Genomic DNA, 17,137 nt, shown 5'->3' with positions numbered 1-17,137 from the left:
TGGCAGATCCGCAGGCTTCGCCGGGCGCTGGCCCGGGGGCAGATACAGGCCTGGTACCAGCCGGTGGTGCACGGCAGTCAGGGCCGGGTCTGCGGCTGCGAGGTGCTGGCCCGCTGGCACCTGCCGGACGGGCGTATCCGGGGCGCGGCACGCTTTATACCGCTGGCGGAGCAGAGCGGGCTTATCGTGCCCCTGACGCGGATACTGATGCGCCAGGTGCGGCGTGACCTTGACCGGATGAGCGTCTGGCTGCCGCCGGGCTTTGACGTGTCGGTGAACCTGAGTGCGGCCCATGCGGGGAGCGACCTTTTTCTGCGGGACTGCCTGCGCCTGCGGCAGCGGTTCCGGGCAAAGGCCCTGAGGGTCACGGCCGAGGTGACGGAGCGGGTGGAGTTTGAACGGGTCCCGGGTGGGGCGAGTCTGCTGAAGGCCCTGCAGGCGGCGGGTATCCGGGTGATGCTGGATGACTTCGCCACCGGACACCAGGGGATGTCAGGTCTGGATGTGCTGGCGGTGGACGGGCTGAAGCTTGACCGCAGCCACGTGCAGCACCTGGACGCCACCCCGGTGTCGCAGGCCGAACTCATTATCCGTCTGGCGCAGCTGATGTCGCTGGAGGTGGTGGCCGAAGGGGTGGAGACCCGGGCCCAGCATGAGTGGCTGCTGGCCCACGGGGTGCGCGAGCAGCAGGGGTACTTCTTCTCCCCGCCGGTACAGGCCGAAGGGCTGACCGCGTGTCTCGCGACCGGGGTGTTTTTGCAGCATCCGTGAGGTATCTCCATATTCTGACAGGAATGTACTGGCCAGAAGCAGGGGAAGGGGCCGTTTCCGTTGACAGGGATAAGGTTCGTTTCCACTCTCGGCACTGCGGAATAAAGCCTGTCTGAGGTTGGCGATAACCGCCTTCCCTACCGGAAACGCCTATGTATGAATACAGGAGAGTGTTTATGGAAAGTAATAAAGCACACAGCTCAGTTGTAAAAGCGTTGCAGGCCTGCGGTCTTTGCCTTTTGATGTCCGCTTCGGGTGTGACACTGGCGGCAGATGATTCAAACAAGGTAGATATTTCTGCCTCGGTTAAAGTCCTGGCGGATGACGGTTGTGCTGTCACTATCGGGGCACCCAGCCACACGATGGAGATGACCTGGACCCGAAAGGAGGGGGGGGCTTCCGTTCTGGTGACGAGCGGTAATGACCCCGTATATGTGACGCTGACGGCGACAGGCGGGGACGGTTGTCAGTTGAGCAGTAAAATGGCGGTGCGGACGGTGCCCGGTGCGGGTATGGAGACAACAGATGATGACTATCCGTCCTTCAGGAAATCGTTTGGCAAAAGAGGGGGGTTCTGGCGAATTATGCCCCTTCTGGCGAATGCTGTGTTTTACACCGATAACAACACACAAACGGCAGGTACCGGAAAAATTTCATGGGATGGCCCGTCGGTTAATCAGGACGATAAGGTGACGTTTGGCAGCAATCCTAAAAACCAGAGTGGAGCCCAGCTAGAGTCACCTCCCGTGGGTGAGGGGGACTTTGTCTTTCTGACGGATGAATATGCGGAGGCGGGAGGGGGCGTGCTGATGGATGACGGGAATAATGAAGGGCATTTCTCGTCAGATAAACCAGAAGAGGTTTATAAATCCGCCAAAATTGGGTTCGGTGCCCTGATTGCCACCGACCCGGAAAATATAAATGGTAAGCGAAGCCCGGATCTCGCGTCCGCCGGGGACCCGGTGAGTCTGTCCTGGATGGTGTATTTCGACCAGATATGAGTCCGGCATAACGTCAGCCACATGCTCTGCCAGAAGGGGGGGATATGATGTCATTGACAGAGAAAAGAACCGTTTTCAGAATCGAATGGTGTCATAAATAAAATAACAGCAGTCGTGTTAATACCCCCCCCTTGATGGAAACGCTCTGCGGGCGTTGTCATTTTTATGAAAGTTCCGGGCAAGACACGACTGGCATAATCCCGCATGAATGCTGTGCTGTGTCGATTTAGCGCCAGTGTTTTTCTGGAATGTTGAAATCCTGAGAAACGCAAAACCTGAATCAACAATAATACGCTGATCTATAGATGTTTGTAAGAGTTCGTTGCGAGAACATAGATGTCACTTTCATTTAAGAGATGATAGTCAGAGTAAAAGCGCTAATTTTCAATTCGATATTAAACGGTCACTTTATCACTAACGCTAAGAGCAATTATAAGGATTTTCATATGTTTAAAAAATTCACGTGGAATGAAAATATCACTCAGAGTTACACTTCAGAATACGGCTCTCAATTCAATAATATAGATACTACGGATAACTTTAACAAAGCCGATGGAACAACGTTCGCAATGAATGCTGGTATCCATCAGTATGTAATCAAACCATCGGGAAAAATCCCTGCGATATTCTGGGGGGACTCATCGGTCATCCAGGTTACATCAGGACGATTCGTATTAGATTTCTCACGTGCGGCAGCCTCCTCAGCAGTTATTAATGCTTCCAGTATAAAAATAGGCGGTACAAAGAATTTTAATGCCACTCTTGAAATTCAGGGGGGGCTTGACTTTCTTACAAATGGTAGTGTAGGCATTGCATCAAATGGACTACTGAATGTCAATTCATTACAAAATCATTTCAGGTTTGGAGATACACATCAGTCCGTCAAACTTGAAAATAATGCCAGACTTTCTGTAAGCACTATCTCTTCCCCAGAATCAAATGGCAACATTCACGGTCCTTTTGAATTAAATGATGAATCATCAGCAGAAATTCGGGTGTCGTCACTGAATCATGATAAAAATGCCATTTATAGTGTAAAGGATGGAGCTGAACTATTAATTCAGACTGACAAAATAGAAATCACAACACAAAGCTTAATATTCAATCTATATGGAGGGAAACCCCAGGTGTCAATTCTTGGGTTTACAAGCAAGTATTGTGACATTACATCATTTGGCATAAAAAAAAGCACCCATTTGCCTGGCGCCTGTTTTAACTTCATAACTACCGATGGTAAAAATGAAGGTGAGGTTTTGCTCTCTTGTTCATATAACTCCGATGGTGATATTTTTACCGATCCGGGAATGATAATGTTCTGGATCAAAGCCAATCAAATAGTTTATATCAACGGAGCGCCGGCAGACACGGATAAAATAAACTTCAACTACGACAATGATTTTCTGGTCATTAGTTTAAAAGAGTAACAAATAAACCTGGCGAAGCTGTAAAGCTTCGTCAGGCAAACGATATCAGATAAAAGGGTTTTGGCAAAGGCGCTCATGCAATGAATTGTCTTTTTCCCCAAAATTTAATAAAATACGTAACGTAATTATTTTTTTGTCTATAACAATCCCGCCTGAATTAATTGTCATCCTTTATCTTATTTCGTAATGTAAAAAAGAGCCCGCCAGCAGGCAGGGTCCGAATGTGTTCAACAGACGGCATAAAAGTAACCTTAGTAACGTTGCGGTGAACTCATCTTCCAATTGTCTTTTGGTTCGTTAGCATCGGTTTTCCCTCCAGTTTTCTGGTTATTGAGGAACACACCATGCAGGAACGAAAACTCTATACGCTTGAAGAAAAAAGACACCATGTTGCCAGCTGGCGCGCCAGCGGTCTGACCCGTCAGCAGTACTGCGAATTGCATGACATCAAATTTTCCACTTTCCGGGAATGGCCGCAGGATACCAAAGCGGAGCGCAGGGTTAATGAATCAGGGCTGATACCCGTACGTATCGCTACTGCGTAGCCCGTCGTTCAGGCTCCTTCGGTCGTCAACGACCCTGTCATGTTGTTTTTGCCCGGCGGCATCCGTATGAGTTGTCACGCCACCCAGCTCACCGATGTCTTTAGAGCGCTCAAACATGCTGACGCCTGAGAATGTTTTCCTGGCGGTCAAACCTGTGGATATGCGGCGCGGGATCGATACGCTGACCCAGTATGTCTAGGACGAGCTGAAATCCGCCTGGCACGAAGGTGCAGCCTTCGTCTTCACCAACAAGGCCCGCTCACGCATCAAGGTTTTACGGTGGGACAAACACGGTGTCTGGCTGTGCGTTCGTCGTCTGCATAAAGGACACTTTCGCTGGCCTCGTGCGGGCGATAAAGCCTGGTCTCTCACTCAGGATGAGTTCAACTGGCTGATTACCGGCGTTGACTGGCAGCAACTCAATGGCCATGACCTCGCCAAATGGGTCTTCAGGGAGGAGAGTGTTCCTGCTATTGCCTCACCGTAATCACACCCGGTAACATCATGAAAAACCCTGGATATCCGTGCCGGAGTATAATTACCGGCATGGATATATCACTTCTCACCACCACAAATGACATCGAGCAACTTCGCGCTATGGCCCTTGCCATGGTGAGAAAGGTGGTGGACGAGAATCACAAGCTTCAGTTGCAGAAAGGTGCCGAGCTGACAGCAAAAGAGCAGCGTATCCGCCTGCTGGAAGAGGCGCTGATGCTGGCCCGCAGCGTCAGCTCTTCGAGGAAGACACCGACGCTGATATCGCCGCCGCAGAAACGCAACTGAGCGCGTTGCTGCAGCAGGATACAAAGGAAGACGCAGAAAAATCGTCAGCTTACCGTCCTGTACGAAAAACGCTGCCATCGCAGCTTCCTCGTGTCAAAAAAACTATCCCACCGGTGTCGGATACCTGTGCCGACTGTGACGTTGCGCTTCACTTCATCCGCGATGATATCAGCGAAAAGCTGGAATACATCCCGGCGCGCTTCGTGGTCAATCAGTACGTTCGTCCTCAGTATGGATGCCCCTGCTGTGAAAAGGTGTTCAGCGGTCAGATGCCGGCACAGCTCATACCCAAAGGTATCGCGGAGGCCAGCCTTGTTGCACAGGTGGTGGTCAGCAAGTACCGTGACTACCAGCCCCTGTACCGCCAGCAGCATATCTTCGCCCGTGCAGACGTTGAGCTACCTGTCAGCACGATGGCGGGCTGGGTGGGCGCAGCCGGCGTGGCGCTTAACCCGCTGTCGGAACTGTTGCACCGGGAACTACTGACCCGCAGCGTGGTGCATGCCGATCGTATCCTGGATACCCGCAAAGGCGGTAAAACGCGTTCTGGCTACCTGTGGGCCTACGCCAGTGGTGAAAAAAGCGGCCCGGCCGTCTGCTTCGACAGTCAGACGGGGCGTGGACATGAACATCCTGCGACCTGGCTTCAGGGCTGGCGTGGTTCACTGGTTGTTGATGGTCATACCGCCTATAAGACCCTGGCGGAAAACGTCCCTGGGATCACGCTGGCTGGATGCTGGGCACACGCCCGCCGTAGCTTCGCCGATCTGTATAAAGCGAATAAAGATCCTCGCACCGCGATGGCAGTCAGGCAGATCGCCGGGTTGTACCGACTGGAAAAGAAGATCCGGCATCGTCAGGTAGGAAAGATCCGCCAGTGGCGACAACATTACTCCAGGCCAGTGGTAGATAAACTCTGGTTATGGCTTGAACAACAAAAGAATGCGTGCCCGGAAAACTCGGCGCTGAGTAAGGCCGTTGGCTATATGCTGAAACGGCGTGAAACGCTCAGCCGCTTCCTTGGTGATGGTTCGCTGCCGCTTGACAACAATCGCTGCGAACGCGCCATCAGACCTGTGGTAATGGGCCGCTCAAACTGGTTGTGTGTGTCACGAAGGAGAACTGATGACGACAATGTGAAAATTGCAGCATAATTTCTCCATGTTCTGAGGTGGGTGGAGGTGGGCCCTCCGGTCAGGGTTTGCAGGAAAACTGACCAAACGACCCGGTGCTGCTGCACTCTAAGGAATGTGGTGGTGAGCTACTAGGGAAAAGGCAGAGATCTACTGTCACGTGGGGCTCGGGAAGTTGAACGAAAGTGAACTGTCCGATGAAGCATCGAAATCGCAGATGATGTCAAAACGGGGTTGTATAGCCGTCCCCCGATAAGCGCAGAAGTAACCTGCTTACTGACTGCGTGGCATCCGGTGTGAAGGCAGCAGGAGCCCGAGCCAGACCATCTCAGGGAACGTGAGAACCTGTTCCCGGCACGCATTGGGGAACAGGGGCGGACTCATTCGTAGTAGTGATGAAGGATCTGTAATGGGTCTGGAGCGAAGGGATGGGGATCCTTTGCTCAACTTTCATATCCCTGGCTTTACGGTCTTTTCCGCGCTACGTGCTGCCGATATAATCCCCGTCATGAATAAAAAGAATCTCACTGCATTACCTCCCGAAGAATCACTGGCTGACCTGGCGCATTTTGCCTGGTGCGCGCTGGTGGGGTTACGACTGGCTCAGCAGGACGGCCAGGCACGTTCACCGCTGACCATTCACACTTTTCTGGTCCGCTGGCTGGCTGATGTGCAGAAACAACGCAGGTTTCCGCGCTCCGTTGCGCCCGACATCGACAGCCTGTTGCGTCTGGTGCGAATGAAAGGTCCTGCTGCGGATTTACAGCAGCGGCTGCAATACCTCTGGCAGTCCTGCACGGAGCCTGTGACGCAGCAGTCGGCACTGTTTCGCCTGACCCATGCGATTGAGCACCTGAAATCACAGGGCTGGGTCAATGCCGTGGTGGCGGACGAAGAATGGGTTCCTGAAACTCTGTATACCGAATACGCGGACGTATCTGCGCTACTGGTAAGAAAGTCCGAACTGCAGCGCCATTTTACTGAAGAGGGTAAGCAGTCCGCACCGGTGGCGTTTATCGTTGCCGGAGAGGTGCGTGTTGTTTGCGATGCATTTGATGCACGGGACCTGCGTTACGCGACGGGTGAGCAACACGCAGGTGGGTGTTTACTGTCTCTGTTGCCAGTAGCTGATGTCTGAAGTGCTGTTAGCAATACTAACGTAAAAGGATGAGCATGGGGCGGATTGACTATCAGATAGAAAAGTATCAGTTTTCATGCTCTGACGAGGCGCCCCGCCTGACCCGGCAGTGGGTGGATGTGCTCGAAGAATGCCGACAACAAAAAGCCGGCGCGGAAGAACGCCTGCGTATTGCCTTGCTGAACGTCGATTATGTCACCAGCTTTGAACTGCCTTTCCGCTTACTGTTGCTCCGTACACCACAGCTGATCGCCGGTCTGCGCGATGAACTAAAGCTGAATCAGAAAGATGCGATTTTCAACGGGAAGCGTTTTGGCTGCGTCTGGAGCCTGAAGACCGATCTCAGTGCAATACCGGACGAATTTCATTATCACCTGGTGACCCGCATACGGCGTGTGAGTCCGGATGGCGTTTCGTCAGCCCCCTTTCAGCAGATAGCAAAAGAGGTGAAATCGCCACGCGAGCGTATCAGGCGGGCACTTGCATCGGGACTGGCGGTGACCGCACTGGATGCTCTCTTCTGGTTCGGTTGCCAGCGTATGGCAGCGGATGTGCTGCGCCTGAGAAAGACGGGCATGAGGATTGTGACCTCAGACGCTGACATCTTTGATTCGCTCACCGGAACAATCCGCCGGGTTCCGGTTTACCGTTGCGACGGTGTGTAAGGCGCTTCCGGGTTTATACCGTCAGAACCTTATCCTGCTCATTTTCCTCCCGCCTGTTTATTGAACAAGTTGTCGTAACATCATGAATGTTTTTAACATTTGGTATTTGGCTGAAACATATTCTTGACTATAAGCCCTTGTGTGGCTCATTTTCCGTTCGTAATATCCGCCCCCGTATAAAGGAGACGCAGACCGCCATTTGCTCAGCAGGAACGAGCCGGTGACACTGATGTTGCAGGTGTGGGCTTTGAGGCCCTGGTGGTGGTCCATCTGGCTTTCTGGTCCGCGATGAAGGGATAACCCGGAGTGACCGGAAAGTCCATTCGCATGAGTGCGGGCAGGCAATATACCCTGATATCGCGCTATCTACCGCTGTCTGTTCGCGCTCAACCGAATGAGACGACACTAATAACTCCACTGTCCGAGGGGAATCATGGTATGCGGGACTGGCTGTGGCAGGCAGTGTGCTTAGCTGGTGGTGTTTTATGTCGGTTCCGGATGTTCTGGCAACAAGGCAACAAGGCAACAAGGCAAGGAGAAAGGATGTTACCAACTGACCAACTTTTTCATGCTGTACCGGCAGGGATCGCCAGATGTCTGCAACTGGTGCTCAACGCAGCGCTATTGTTGCTGGGGCTGATACTGGTCGTTTTTCTTGCAAAAGAGACTTGGCATCTTGCTCAGGTATTACTACAGCCTGTGACGGATAATACCAAATACAGCCTGGTGGTTGGGCTGATCGTGTATTTTCTGTACTTTGAGTTTATTGCGCTTATCGTGAAGTACTTTCAGGCGGGATACCATTTTCCGCTCCGTTACATCATCTACATTGGCATCACGGCCGTTGTCAGGCTGATTATTGTGGAGCATCCGTCTTCATGTGATGTGTTTGTGTATGCCGGTGCGATACTGGTGATGGTTATGACTCTGTGGCTGTGCAATTCGCCACGACTGAAGCGTGAGTGAGCAGGGGGGAGTCGCGCCGCCTGTTGGAGTGTGTAGTGTGGCGTGAAAATTATTAACGCAAATAGTGGTGTGCTCCTCCGGAGAGAGGGCGCGGGTGATGAAATATCCTTAGTGGAATGCAACAACGCGCGGACATTTGCTTATCACCCGAATGTTCAACACTGGGAAGCGCGGGCGCCCTGGATATTTAAGACGGCCATTCAAGAGCAAATCAAGGGAAACGGATGAGTAGGAAAAACATATTTAGTGCGCTGTTGCTGGTTATAGGGGTAAGTATGTCTTTTCTGGCAGGGGCTGCAGAGCACAATAAACTGCGCTTACCGGCAAAAGGTGTCGTCTGCGATGCGTATTTTTGTGCTGATGCGACAGGCATTTCGGATGTGCTGACGACGAAATACCTGGGCGCGAAAAAAAGCCAGCAGCTGGCGTCGCAGGGCGACTTTGACCGCACGGCGTTTACGTTTACGAACGGCATTTACTGCGACACCAAAGAGAAGATGTGCCGCAAGGACCGCTACTTTGGGGTTGATGGTAAACCGTCTGGTAAGATTGACAGCAAAACGACACAGTGGCTGTTTGCCCAATGAACGTAGGGATCCAGGTGGGTCCCTTCGTCTTTTCACTTCTGACAACGATCGCTTACCCCGTTCAGCCCCTCTGTTTCTTTATTGAATGATTCAAACCGTCCATGATCGTTAAGTCGGACAATATACAGTCTGTCAAAATCCTGCCCGGGCCATGAGGGGATTTGCTCTGGATCGCCTCCGGTCTGTTTCACCAGCCCCTTCGCAGCCACCACCAGATTTTTATGTCCCATGAGAAGAATACCCGTTTATGCAGACTGCGGGCAGACAGAATATCGCTCACCAGCCCCTCTGTTTGCGTGGCATGGTATTTGAGAATCACCGGGCGTTCAGCCTGGATGGCTGTGGGGAGAATCGTAGTCAGCGGACGCAGCGTACTGCCTGTTTTGTTTTCCTTTGGTGCTGAAGCATAAATCGCATCAGGCATGCCAAAGCGGGCTAAGAGTACTGATGGCAGTGCCAGAGCACGATTAAACCCTTTGCAGGTTAACTGACCGGTAGATGTCTCCGGTTTTTCACCATGACGAAGAAAGGTGACCGTTGTATCTGCCTGAACAGTAAAAGCAGTCAGTAACAAAGAACCCGAGGTCACCAGTAATGCACAATGGAGTACAGATTTTAATGTAGTCATAATCAGAATGGCTTTTTATCATGAAACGATCGGAATGATATTCAGGTTTTTTATAAACGAATGATTAATGAAATCCTTTTATATTGCATTTATTTTGACTTTTATAGCTATGCAAGTGATTAAATAGTGTGAAATGGTGAATTGTATTTCTTTTTGTGTTTTTTTAACGCGTATCAGGAAATATTTTAGCCTGCCCGGTACCTGCATGATGGCGTAATTTAATAATAATAAAATATTATTCTGTAGGTAGTCGTAGTAGCGAGTGAATGTAGCGGTTTTATGCTGTAGTCATGATGTTTATTGGATTTATCTTAATGTGTCTTTTTTGTTACATTTTGATATTAAATCTCTTTTTGTGATCTAATTGCGATCTTTAATTCTGTTTTATTGCAAATATGTAGCGTGATGATCTAACATGTCCGGCATCATTCCTGCGCGTCACTCCTCCGTATGAGGCAGTAACGTCAGGTGACTATCGCCAATTAACCGTCTGGTGAATATCTGAATCTTCGTCCGGGGATACCCGATTGTATTTGCTGGTCCGCCGGTTTTAATTTCTGATTTGTGAAAACTCGAGTGAGAAGAATATGAGTAAAAATACAGGCAGCTCCTCTGTCGCGCCGAAAGAAAGAATCAATATTAAATATGTTCCTGCGACCGGCGGGCAACAGGCAGAGGTTGAATTACCCTTAACGCTGATGATCGTGGGTGACCTGAAAGGGCGAACAGAAGAAACGCCGATTGAAGAACGACAGACGGTATCGCTGGACAAGAACAATTTCAATGCTGTCATGCGGGAAAGCAAAATTGATCTCGCTTTTAACGTGCCAAATCGTCTTGAAGAAGAAAGCGAAGATGACCTGCCTGTTCATCTGAACATTGCTTCTCTTGCTGATTTCTCCCCGGACAACCTTGCACAGCAGGTCCCTGAGTTACGTAAATTGCTGGAGTTGCGTGAGGCGCTGGTTGCGCTTAAGGGACCACTGGGAAATATCCCCTCATTCCGTAACCGTTTGCAGGATTTGCTTGCAAACCCTGATGCCCGTGAACAGCTGCTTAAAGAGCTGGATCTCATTAAGCCAGAAAAATAATGCGACAACAGTAAGGGAAAAATTATGTCTGCTACCGAAAAACAAACCCGCACTGATGATGCCGGGGCATCTTCCTCACTGCTTGACGAGATTATGGCGCAGGCGCGTATTACGCCTGTTGACGAAGGCTATAACGTCGCGAAGCAGGGTATTACGGCGCTCATATCCAACATCCTTGATAGTGGTGATGCCGCCGAACCAGTCAACAAAGCTCTGGTTGACCGCATGATTGTTGAGCTGGACAAAAAACTCAGCGCCCAGATCGATGAAATTTTGCATGCCCGTGAGTTCCAGGCGCTGGAGTCCACCTGGCGTTCGGCGAAGGTGCTGGTTGATAAAACCGATTTCCGCGAGAACATCAAAATTCTGATGTTACATGCCACCAAAGAGGAACTGCTCGATGATTTTGAGTTCGCGCCTGAAATCGCGCAGTCCGGATTTTATAAGCATGTTTACTCCACCGGTTATGGCCAGTTTGGTGGGGAACCTGTCGGTGCGGTGATTGGTGATTATTCCCTGACCCAAAGCTCTCCGGACATCAAGCTGATGCAATACCTGAGTGCAGTTGGCGCGATGGCACATGCACCTTGTATTTCTTCTGTGGCGCCGACATTTTTCGGTGTGGACAGTTTTACCGATCTTCCCTCCATCAAGGATCTCAAATCGGTATTTGAAGGCCCGGCCTATACCAAATGGCGCGCCCTGCGTGAGTCAGAAGATGCCCGCTATCTGGGCTTAACCGCACCGCGTTTTCTGGCCCGCCTGCCGTACGATCCGGTGGAGAATCCGGTCAAAGGGTTTAACTATCAGGAAAATATCAACGCCAGCCATGATCATTATTTGTGGGGCAATACCGCCTACCTGATGGGGACGGCATTGACCGACAGCTTCGCGAAGTACCGCTGGTGCCCGAATATCATTGGTCCGCAAAGTGGTGGTTCTATCTCCGATCTGCCTGTCCACGTTTATGAAGCGATGGGGCAGCTACAGGCCAAAATTCCGACGGAAGTCCTCATCACCGATCGCCGTGAATACGAGCTGGCAGAGGAGGGATTTATCTCTCTGACTATGCGTAAGGACAGTGATAACGCTGCGTTCTTCTCGGCCAACTCGGTACAGAAGCCGAAGGTATTCCCGAATACGCGTGAGGGGAAAGACGCCGAAACCAATTATCGTCTGGGTACGCAGCTGCCGTACATGTTCATTATTAATCGTCTGGCGCATTACATCAAAGTTCTGCAGCGTGAGCAGATTGGCTCGTGGAAAGAACGTCAGGATCTTGAGCGTGAGCTGAACAACTGGATCAAGCAGTACGTTGCCGATCAGGAAAATCCGCCTGCTGATGTGCGCAGCCGTCGTCCTCTCCGTGCAGCGCAGATCATGGTGAAGGATGTGGAAGGTGAGGCAGGCTGGTATCAGGTGTCGATTTCTGTCCGTCCGCACTTCAAATACATGGGCGCGAACTTTGAACTCTCCCTGGTGGGTCGTCTGGACAAGGAATAAGCCACGGTGTCTTCTCTCGCATTATGGAACAGAGGAAGCTCTGCCAGCCTGTTTGATCGTATCAGGGGTGAGGATACAGCCATTTCGCCCACCCAGGAAACAGACAGGCTGGTCAGCTCGGTCAAGCGTCAGCTTGAGCGTGTTCTCAATACCCGATGCGGGAGTTGCCGCAGTGCGCCGGAGCTCGGTGTGGTGGATCTTAATGATTCCACGCAGAGTCGTGCTGATGCAGGTGGACGTATACGTGAAGCTATCCGCCATTGTATCCGCGAATATGAGCCACGGATTGTCGGTGTTGAGGTTTTTGCTGTGGATAACACCACAGCGGTCCCCGGTATGGCATTTCGGGTTAACGCCTCGGTACATCTGGATACGATTGAGCAGGTCGCCTCGTTTGATATCCATATGGACAGTAACCGCCACTACAGAATGATGTGATTTATGTCGCTGGAACATTATTACCGGGATGAGTTGACTTGGCTGCGCCTGCAGGGGCGTCAGTTTGCTGAGTCGCATCCCGAGCTGTCGCGTTTTTTATCTGAACAGACTACCGATCCTGATGTGGAAAGACTGCTGGAAGGGTTCGCGTTTCTGACGGGTAGCCTGCGCGCCAAAATCGAAGATGAGTTTCCGGAACTGACGCATGGCCTGCTCAATATGCTGTGGCCGAATTACCTGCGTCCTGTTCCTTCGATGACAATTGTTCAGTTTACGCCGGTTGCAGGGGCTCTGGCACAGCCCGCGTTTCTCGGGCGGGGGTGCGCGCTTGACAGCATTGTTAACAATGAAGCAGTGTGCCATTTTCAGACATGCCACGATCTGTGGATCTTTCCGGCCACGCTTGAGAATGTCAGTGCTTACAGTGGTACAGATGTTTCGGCGATCACCCTGGAGCTGGCGCTGCAGGTCCCGATGACTCTTGAGCAACTGGATCTCAGTAAGTTGCGGTTTTATCTTGGCGGTGATGCCTGGACGGCGCGAGAGCTCTATTTCTGGTTATCGGACCGGCTGGCCTGGATTGAGCTGGAAATTAACGGCACGCGTTTTCGTCAGCCTGCCAGTCTCCTCAGGACCAGCGGGTTTGCACGGGAAGAGGCTTTGCTGCCCTACCCCGGCAATATCTACTCTGGCTATCGCATCCTGCAGGAGTATTTCTGTTTCCCTGAAAGTTTTCTGTTTATCCATCTTGCCGGGGGCGACTGGCCGAAGCAACCGATGGCCGTGTCGTCATTTAAACTGCATTTCTGTTTTGAACGTCCGCTGCCCCCTTCACTGAAGATCCGCCAGGATGCTTTCATGCTGAACTGTGTGCCTGCCATCAATCTTTTCCATCATGACAGTGAACCGGTGGCCCTCACTGGACAGCAAACGGAATATCCGTTACGCGCCAGCTACAGTCATCCTGACAGCTACGAGATTTTTTCTGTAAACAATGTAGAAGGCTGGGTAGAGGGCCCGGATGGCCGTGCGCGGGGCGGCACCCGGGTGTATCAGCCTTTTGAAAGTTTTCAGCACCAGATTGAACGTGCAAACGGGCGTCTGGCGCTGTATTACCGTCTCAGGGTTCGCGAGGCCGTGAACGGCGAGGGCTTTGAGCATTCACTGTCTTTCGTCCGGGGTGACGAAAGAGAAGTGGTCGGAAAAGATGAAGCAGTCTCTGTCACCATGACCTGTACCAACAGAGAACGTGCAGCACAGTTGAAGGTGGGGGACATTTGCGTCCCGACGAATGCCACGCCCAATTTTTTCACTTTCCGCAATATTACCCGCCCAACGCGTTCACTACGTCCTGTGCTGGATGGCAGCCTGCAGTGGATGCTGATTTCCAGCATGTCACTGAACTATGTCTCACTGCTGAGTCCGGACGCGCTGACGCAGGTGTTACGTACGTGGGATTTTCCAGCGCTGTATGACAAACAAGCTGAACAGGCATCGCGTAAGCGACTGGCGGGGATCGAGCGTATTGAGACCGTGCCGGTTGATCGCCTGATACGCGGTATGCCGGTGCGCGGCCTGAAATCCAGACTCTTTGTGCGTCAGTCGGCCTTCGGGGGCGAAGGTGATCTGTATCTCTTCGGCACCGTGCTTGCACATTTTCTCTCCCTCTATGCCAGCGTGAACGCGTTTCATTTGCTGGAGGTGTACAACCTTGACAACAAGGAGTGTTACCGATGGCCGGTACAGGCAGGTCAGCACTCGATGATGTGATTGCCCGTGGGGAGATTGCACAGTTTTCTTTCTTCCCGCTGGTTGAATTGCTCCATTTGCTGGATAACGTCGATCCCGAATCTGACCAGGATATTCACCCTGAACAGGAGCGTGTGCGCTTTACTGCCACGGCTTCGCTGGGCTTTCATCCCGGCGACATTGTCAGCTTAAGCCTGGAAGATAGTGGGTTGCGCCATCTTGAAGTGGCCTTTCTGGGTCTGCATGGCAGCCAGTCTCCGATGCCCGGCTATTACCTTGACGAACTGGCCTGGGAGTACGCGTGGCAGGAATCGCGTCTCGGGCTGTTTCTGGATTTTTTCCATCATCGCCTGCTGACCCTTCTTCACCGGATATGGCGTAAGTATCGCTACCATGTCCGTTTTCAGGACGACGGACGGGACGGGTTCTCCCGTCAGATGTTTGCGCTGGTGGGCCTCGGTAATGAAGCCGTACGCGACAGCCTGCCTGTTAACCGGGCCAAAATGCTCTCTTATGCAGGGATGCTGGCGAGCCCCAGCCGTTCACCTGAAGTCATCTCTGGTCTGGTTATGCACTGTTTCGATCTTGAGAATGTGGACGTTGAGGACTGGCAGATGCGTAAAGTGGCGGTCTGCGAAGAACAGCAAAACCGCCTAGGGCAGGCCAACATGGCACTTGGGCATGATTTCATTTCTGGTGCTCGGGTCAATGACTGTGCCGGGAAATTCATATTAAAAATCAATAACCTTTCATTTCGTGATTTTCTCCGTTTTCTGCCGGATGGCGATCAGCATCAGCCGCTGGTGCGCTTTATGTCATTCATTCTGCGCGACCAGCTGGCTTGGGATCTGAGCCTCGGTTTTGGCTATCAGCAGGCAAACGGGATGCGTCTCGACAATCATCAGGGCGCGAGCCTGGGCTGGAGCAGTTTTCTGGGGACGCCGCCTGAGATGGCCCGCGTCATGATATGCGTGCAGGAGTAGGCATGAACAACAGTACACAACAGCTTTCATTACTGGTCATTAACAGCGCGCAGCTGGAGGGCGACTCTCAGGTTCAGCACCATTTCGGGCCGGAAGGGGGGACACTTGGCGCATCGGATCAGGATAACTGGCAGCTTCGGGAAAGTATTGGCTCGGTTCTGCCGGGGCATGCACGTATTGACGTTATTGACGGGCATTTTTGTCTGCACGACCAGAGCGGACAAACATTCATAAATGGTTCGGGGTCACCGGTGGGCGGAGACCGGCACGTCAGGCTGAGTCCGGGAGATGAACTGACCGTTGGGCCGTTTCAGATCCGGGTGTCCCTGGGGCAGAGACATCACGATCCTGCGCTGGATGAACTGATGGATAACCGACCACAGCGGGATATGGATACATGGCTTGAAGATACTCAGCACGACGCCGGAACGACGCATACGGTAACAAAGGCGCCTCGACAGGATGATCCTCTTGGGGCGCTGCAACAGGATAGCCACAGCGTGTCATCGCTGGTGACAGGGAGTATGCCTCAGCCTGCATTCTCAGAAAAGACGGGCGAGCTTTCTGGAGGAAAAGAGACAGTGAATCAGTCATTTATTGAACTACCGGGTGTGGGGCGTACCGGCCTTACACATGACGAGAGCATGGTGGCCGCGCTGGAAATCGTGATGTCCGGTATGGGGGGAAACCTTGCGGTGACAGAATCTTCTACCGCCGCAGAGATGTTGTTCGATATGGGCAGAACCCTGCGTGCGCTGGTGGAAGGGTTGCTGGCGCTTCAGGCTGAACAGGGGGCGCTTGCCGACAAACTGCTGCGCCCGATTGAAGATAACCCTCTGCGCCTGGGGCTTGATTATCACGACACCCTCTCGCTGCTCTTTGCCGAAGGGCAAAGCCCGGTGCATCTGTCGGCTCCGGCCGCCGTTGCGGAACTCCTCAGTAATATCCGCCTTCAGCATACAGCCAGCCAGAAGGCGACAAGTGTTGCGCTGCATAGCGTTCTTCAGGCTTTTTCGCCGGAGGGGCTGCTGGCCCGTTTCGCTCATTACCGCCGCGGTGGACAGGGGGAGAGTGCAGGATGGGAGTGGGAGATGTATCAGCATTATTTCCGGGAACTGACCTCATCACGCCAGCAGGGATTTGAAAAACTGTTCCGCCAGGTATACGCCCAGGCGTATGACCGCGCGGTTCGGGATGGGCTGGAGCCGCTGTGATGCGAAATGTTGTCCTGATGTTGCTGCTCACACTATCCCTGGCGGGATGTACCACCATGGGCAAGATGGCGAAGGTTGCAGCTAATCCTGATATCCAGGTCGGTAGTCACGACGATCAGCCTTCCACTGTCTCCTTCAGTCTGGTCGGGGAGCAGGACATGAACCCCAATGAGAGCGGTGATGCGTCACCCGTTGAATTTCAGATTGTCATGCTGGCGGAAGATTCCCGGTTACTTGCCAGTGATTACGATCAGATAACCACTGACCTGCCCAGGGCACTGGCGAAAAACTATCTCGACCACCAGGACTACACCCTGCTGCCGGGGCAATTTAAATACCTGCCTGCTGCTGAACTGGATAAAAAGACGCGCTATATCGGTGTCGTAGCCCGCTATGCCGATCCGGACAGTACCGAGTGGCGCAAGGTGATCCCGGTGAAAAGCACGGGACGGCATTACCAGGTGCTGGTGCACCTGCGTATGAATGAAGTGGACTTACAACAGCAAACAGAAGAATAA

The 17,137-nt window shown here is 52.3% G+C and carries 15 protein-coding genes and 4 pseudogenes; 17 read left to right on the top strand and 2 right to left on the bottom strand.

The genetic code is table 11. From position 1 onward, the window contains the following. The first annotated feature begins 63 nt into the window (after window positions 1-63). The 6 genes and pseudogenes from QMG44_RS14745 to tnpC all read left to right on the top strand — a co-directional run. Window positions 64-771: an EAL domain-containing protein gene (locus QMG44_RS14745; RefSeq protein WP_309299405.1), complete on the top strand. Its 708-nt coding sequence runs from the start codon at window positions 64-66 to the stop codon at window positions 769-771. A 176-nt stretch (window positions 772-947) separates the two neighbouring features. Further along, window positions 948-1,772 (top strand): hypothetical protein, encoded by an 825-nt coding sequence (locus QMG44_RS14740; RefSeq protein WP_281853151.1) that lies wholly within the window; start codon window positions 948-950, stop codon window positions 1,770-1,772. A 446-nt stretch (window positions 1,773-2,218) separates the two neighbouring features. Then, on the top strand, window positions 2,219-3,196 hold the full coding sequence (locus QMG44_RS14735; RefSeq protein ID WP_281853150.1) for a hypothetical protein: 978 nt from the start codon (window positions 2,219-2,221) through the stop codon (window positions 3,194-3,196). 344 nt (window positions 3,197-3,540) lie between these two features. Next, window positions 3,541-3,870 (top strand): annotated as a pseudogene (gene tnpA / locus QMG44_RS24330) (IS66 family insertion sequence element accessory protein TnpA). Next, window positions 3,857-4,228 (top strand): annotated as a pseudogene (gene tnpB, locus QMG44_RS14720) (IS66 family insertion sequence element accessory protein TnpB). Before tnpA ends, tnpB begins: the two co-directional pseudogenes overlap by 14 nt. Before the next feature lie 17 nt (window positions 4,229-4,245). Then, window positions 4,246-5,627: pseudogene (gene tnpC / locus QMG44_RS14715) on the top strand (IS66 family transposase); the annotation flags it as partial. A gap of 358 nt (window positions 5,628-5,985) precedes the next feature. On the opposite strand, the pseudogene QMG44_RS14710 reads toward tnpC, so the two are convergent. Next, window positions 5,986-6,093: pseudogene (locus QMG44_RS14710) on the bottom strand (hypothetical protein); the annotation flags it as partial. 3 nt (window positions 6,094-6,096) lie between these two features. Between QMG44_RS14710 and QMG44_RS14705 the strand changes: the two are divergent. From QMG44_RS14705 to QMG44_RS14690, 4 genes are all read left to right on the top strand, one after another. Beyond that, window positions 6,097-6,795 carry a DUF2913 family protein gene (locus tag QMG44_RS14705; RefSeq protein ID WP_281853147.1) on the top strand — a complete coding sequence of 233 codons (699 nt, stop codon included), beginning with the start codon at window positions 6,097-6,099 and terminating at the stop codon, window positions 6,793-6,795. Between the two features lie 35 nt (window positions 6,796-6,830). Continuing rightward, window positions 6,831-7,460 (top strand): helix-turn-helix domain-containing protein, encoded by a 630-nt coding sequence (locus QMG44_RS14700; RefSeq protein WP_404997243.1) that lies wholly within the window; start codon window positions 6,831-6,833, stop codon window positions 7,458-7,460. Window positions 7,461-8,003: 543 nt separating this feature from the next. After that, a complete protein-coding gene (psiE, locus tag QMG44_RS14695) occupies window positions 8,004-8,426 on the top strand; it encodes a phosphate-starvation-inducible protein PsiE (protein WP_281853153.1) in 423 nt (140 codons plus the stop codon). A 224-nt stretch (window positions 8,427-8,650) separates the two neighbouring features. Next, complete coding sequence (locus QMG44_RS14690; protein WP_281853145.1) at window positions 8,651-9,013, top strand: YcgJ family protein; 363 nt, start codon at window positions 8,651-8,653, stop codon at window positions 9,011-9,013. A 187-nt stretch (window positions 9,014-9,200) separates the two neighbouring features. On the opposite strand, the gene QMG44_RS14685 is transcribed toward QMG44_RS14690, so the two are convergent. Next, the gene (locus tag QMG44_RS14685) at window positions 9,201-9,641 is read right to left on the bottom strand and encodes a hypothetical protein (RefSeq protein ID WP_281853144.1); all 441 of its coding nucleotides are present in this window, start codon (window positions 9,639-9,641) and stop codon (window positions 9,201-9,203) included. Between the two features lie 587 nt (window positions 9,642-10,228). Here QMG44_RS14685 and tssB point away from each other — a divergent pair. From tssB to tssJ, 7 genes are read left to right on the top strand one after another with little or no spacing between them, the layout of a single operon-like run. Continuing rightward, complete coding sequence (gene tssB / locus QMG44_RS14680; protein WP_103948077.1) at window positions 10,229-10,732, top strand: type VI secretion system contractile sheath small subunit; 504 nt, start codon at window positions 10,229-10,231, stop codon at window positions 10,730-10,732. A 24-nt stretch (window positions 10,733-10,756) separates the two neighbouring features. Continuing rightward, a complete protein-coding gene (gene tssC, locus QMG44_RS14675) occupies window positions 10,757-12,235 on the top strand; it encodes a type VI secretion system contractile sheath large subunit (protein ID WP_281853143.1) in 1,479 nt (492 codons plus the stop codon). A gap of 6 nt (window positions 12,236-12,241) precedes the next feature. Beyond that, window positions 12,242-12,673 carry a type VI secretion system baseplate subunit TssE gene (gene tssE / locus QMG44_RS14670; RefSeq protein ID WP_072056054.1) on the top strand — a complete coding sequence of 144 codons (432 nt, stop codon included), beginning with the start codon at window positions 12,242-12,244 and terminating at the stop codon, window positions 12,671-12,673. Between the two features lie 3 nt (window positions 12,674-12,676). After that, window positions 12,677-14,443: a type VI secretion system baseplate subunit TssF gene (gene tssF, locus QMG44_RS14665; protein WP_281853142.1), complete on the top strand. Its 1,767-nt coding sequence runs from the start codon at window positions 12,677-12,679 to the stop codon at window positions 14,441-14,443. Then, window positions 14,407-15,405: a type VI secretion system baseplate subunit TssG gene (gene tssG, locus QMG44_RS14660; RefSeq protein ID WP_103948916.1), complete on the top strand. Its 999-nt coding sequence runs from the start codon at window positions 14,407-14,409 to the stop codon at window positions 15,403-15,405. The genes tssF and tssG overlap by 37 nt, the downstream gene beginning before the upstream one ends. A gap of 2 nt (window positions 15,406-15,407) precedes the next feature. Beyond that, window positions 15,408-16,619, top strand: coding sequence for a type VI secretion system-associated FHA domain protein TagH (gene tagH / locus QMG44_RS14655; protein ID WP_281853141.1), 1,212 nt, complete (start codon window positions 15,408-15,410; stop codon window positions 16,617-16,619). Continuing rightward, on the top strand, window positions 16,619-17,137 hold the full coding sequence (gene tssJ / locus QMG44_RS14650; RefSeq protein WP_103948918.1) for a type VI secretion system lipoprotein TssJ: 519 nt from the start codon (window positions 16,619-16,621) through the stop codon (window positions 17,135-17,137). Before tagH ends, tssJ begins: the two co-directional genes overlap by 1 nt.

Origin of the sequence: Enterobacter sp. 200527-13 (assembly GCF_027924865.1) — a bacterium.
Classification (GTDB): Bacteria; Pseudomonadota; Gammaproteobacteria; order Enterobacterales; family Enterobacteriaceae; genus Enterobacter; species Enterobacter ludwigii.
The sequence above is the reverse complement of the archived record's forward strand: the minus strand, read 5'-3'. Positions and strand labels throughout refer to the sequence as shown.

Bases quoted from the DNA above. Each gene is read 5' to 3' on its own strand.
- QMG44_RS14735 (WP_281853150.1), top strand. From the start codon at position 2,219: ATGTTTAAAAAATTCACGTGGAATGAAAATATCACTCAGAGTTACACT.
- tssJ (WP_103948918.1), top strand. From the start codon at position 16,619: ATGCGAAATGTTGTCCTGATGTTGCTGCTCACACTATCCCTGGCGGGA.
- QMG44_RS14740 (WP_281853151.1), top strand. From the start codon at position 948: ATGGAAAGTAATAAAGCACACAGCTCAGTTGTAAAAGCGTTGCAGGCC.
- psiE (WP_281853153.1), top strand. From the start codon at position 8,004: ATGTTACCAACTGACCAACTTTTTCATGCTGTACCGGCAGGGATCGCC.
- tssB (WP_103948077.1), top strand. From the start codon at position 10,229: ATGAGTAAAAATACAGGCAGCTCCTCTGTCGCGCCGAAAGAAAGAATC.
- tssC (WP_281853143.1), top strand. From the start codon at position 10,757: ATGTCTGCTACCGAAAAACAAACCCGCACTGATGATGCCGGGGCATCT.
- QMG44_RS14685 (WP_281853144.1), bottom strand. From the start codon at position 9,641: ATGACTACATTAAAATCTGTACTCCATTGTGCATTACTGGTGACCTCG.
- QMG44_RS14700 (WP_404997243.1), top strand. From the start codon at position 6,831: ATGGGGCGGATTGACTATCAGATAGAAAAGTATCAGTTTTCATGCTCT.
- tssG (WP_103948916.1), top strand. From the start codon at position 14,407: ATGGCCGGTACAGGCAGGTCAGCACTCGATGATGTGATTGCCCGTGGG.
- tagH (WP_281853141.1), top strand. From the start codon at position 15,408: ATGAACAACAGTACACAACAGCTTTCATTACTGGTCATTAACAGCGCG.
- QMG44_RS14690 (WP_281853145.1), top strand. From the start codon at position 8,651: ATGAGTAGGAAAAACATATTTAGTGCGCTGTTGCTGGTTATAGGGGTA.
- tssF (WP_281853142.1), top strand. From the start codon at position 12,677: ATGTCGCTGGAACATTATTACCGGGATGAGTTGACTTGGCTGCGCCTG.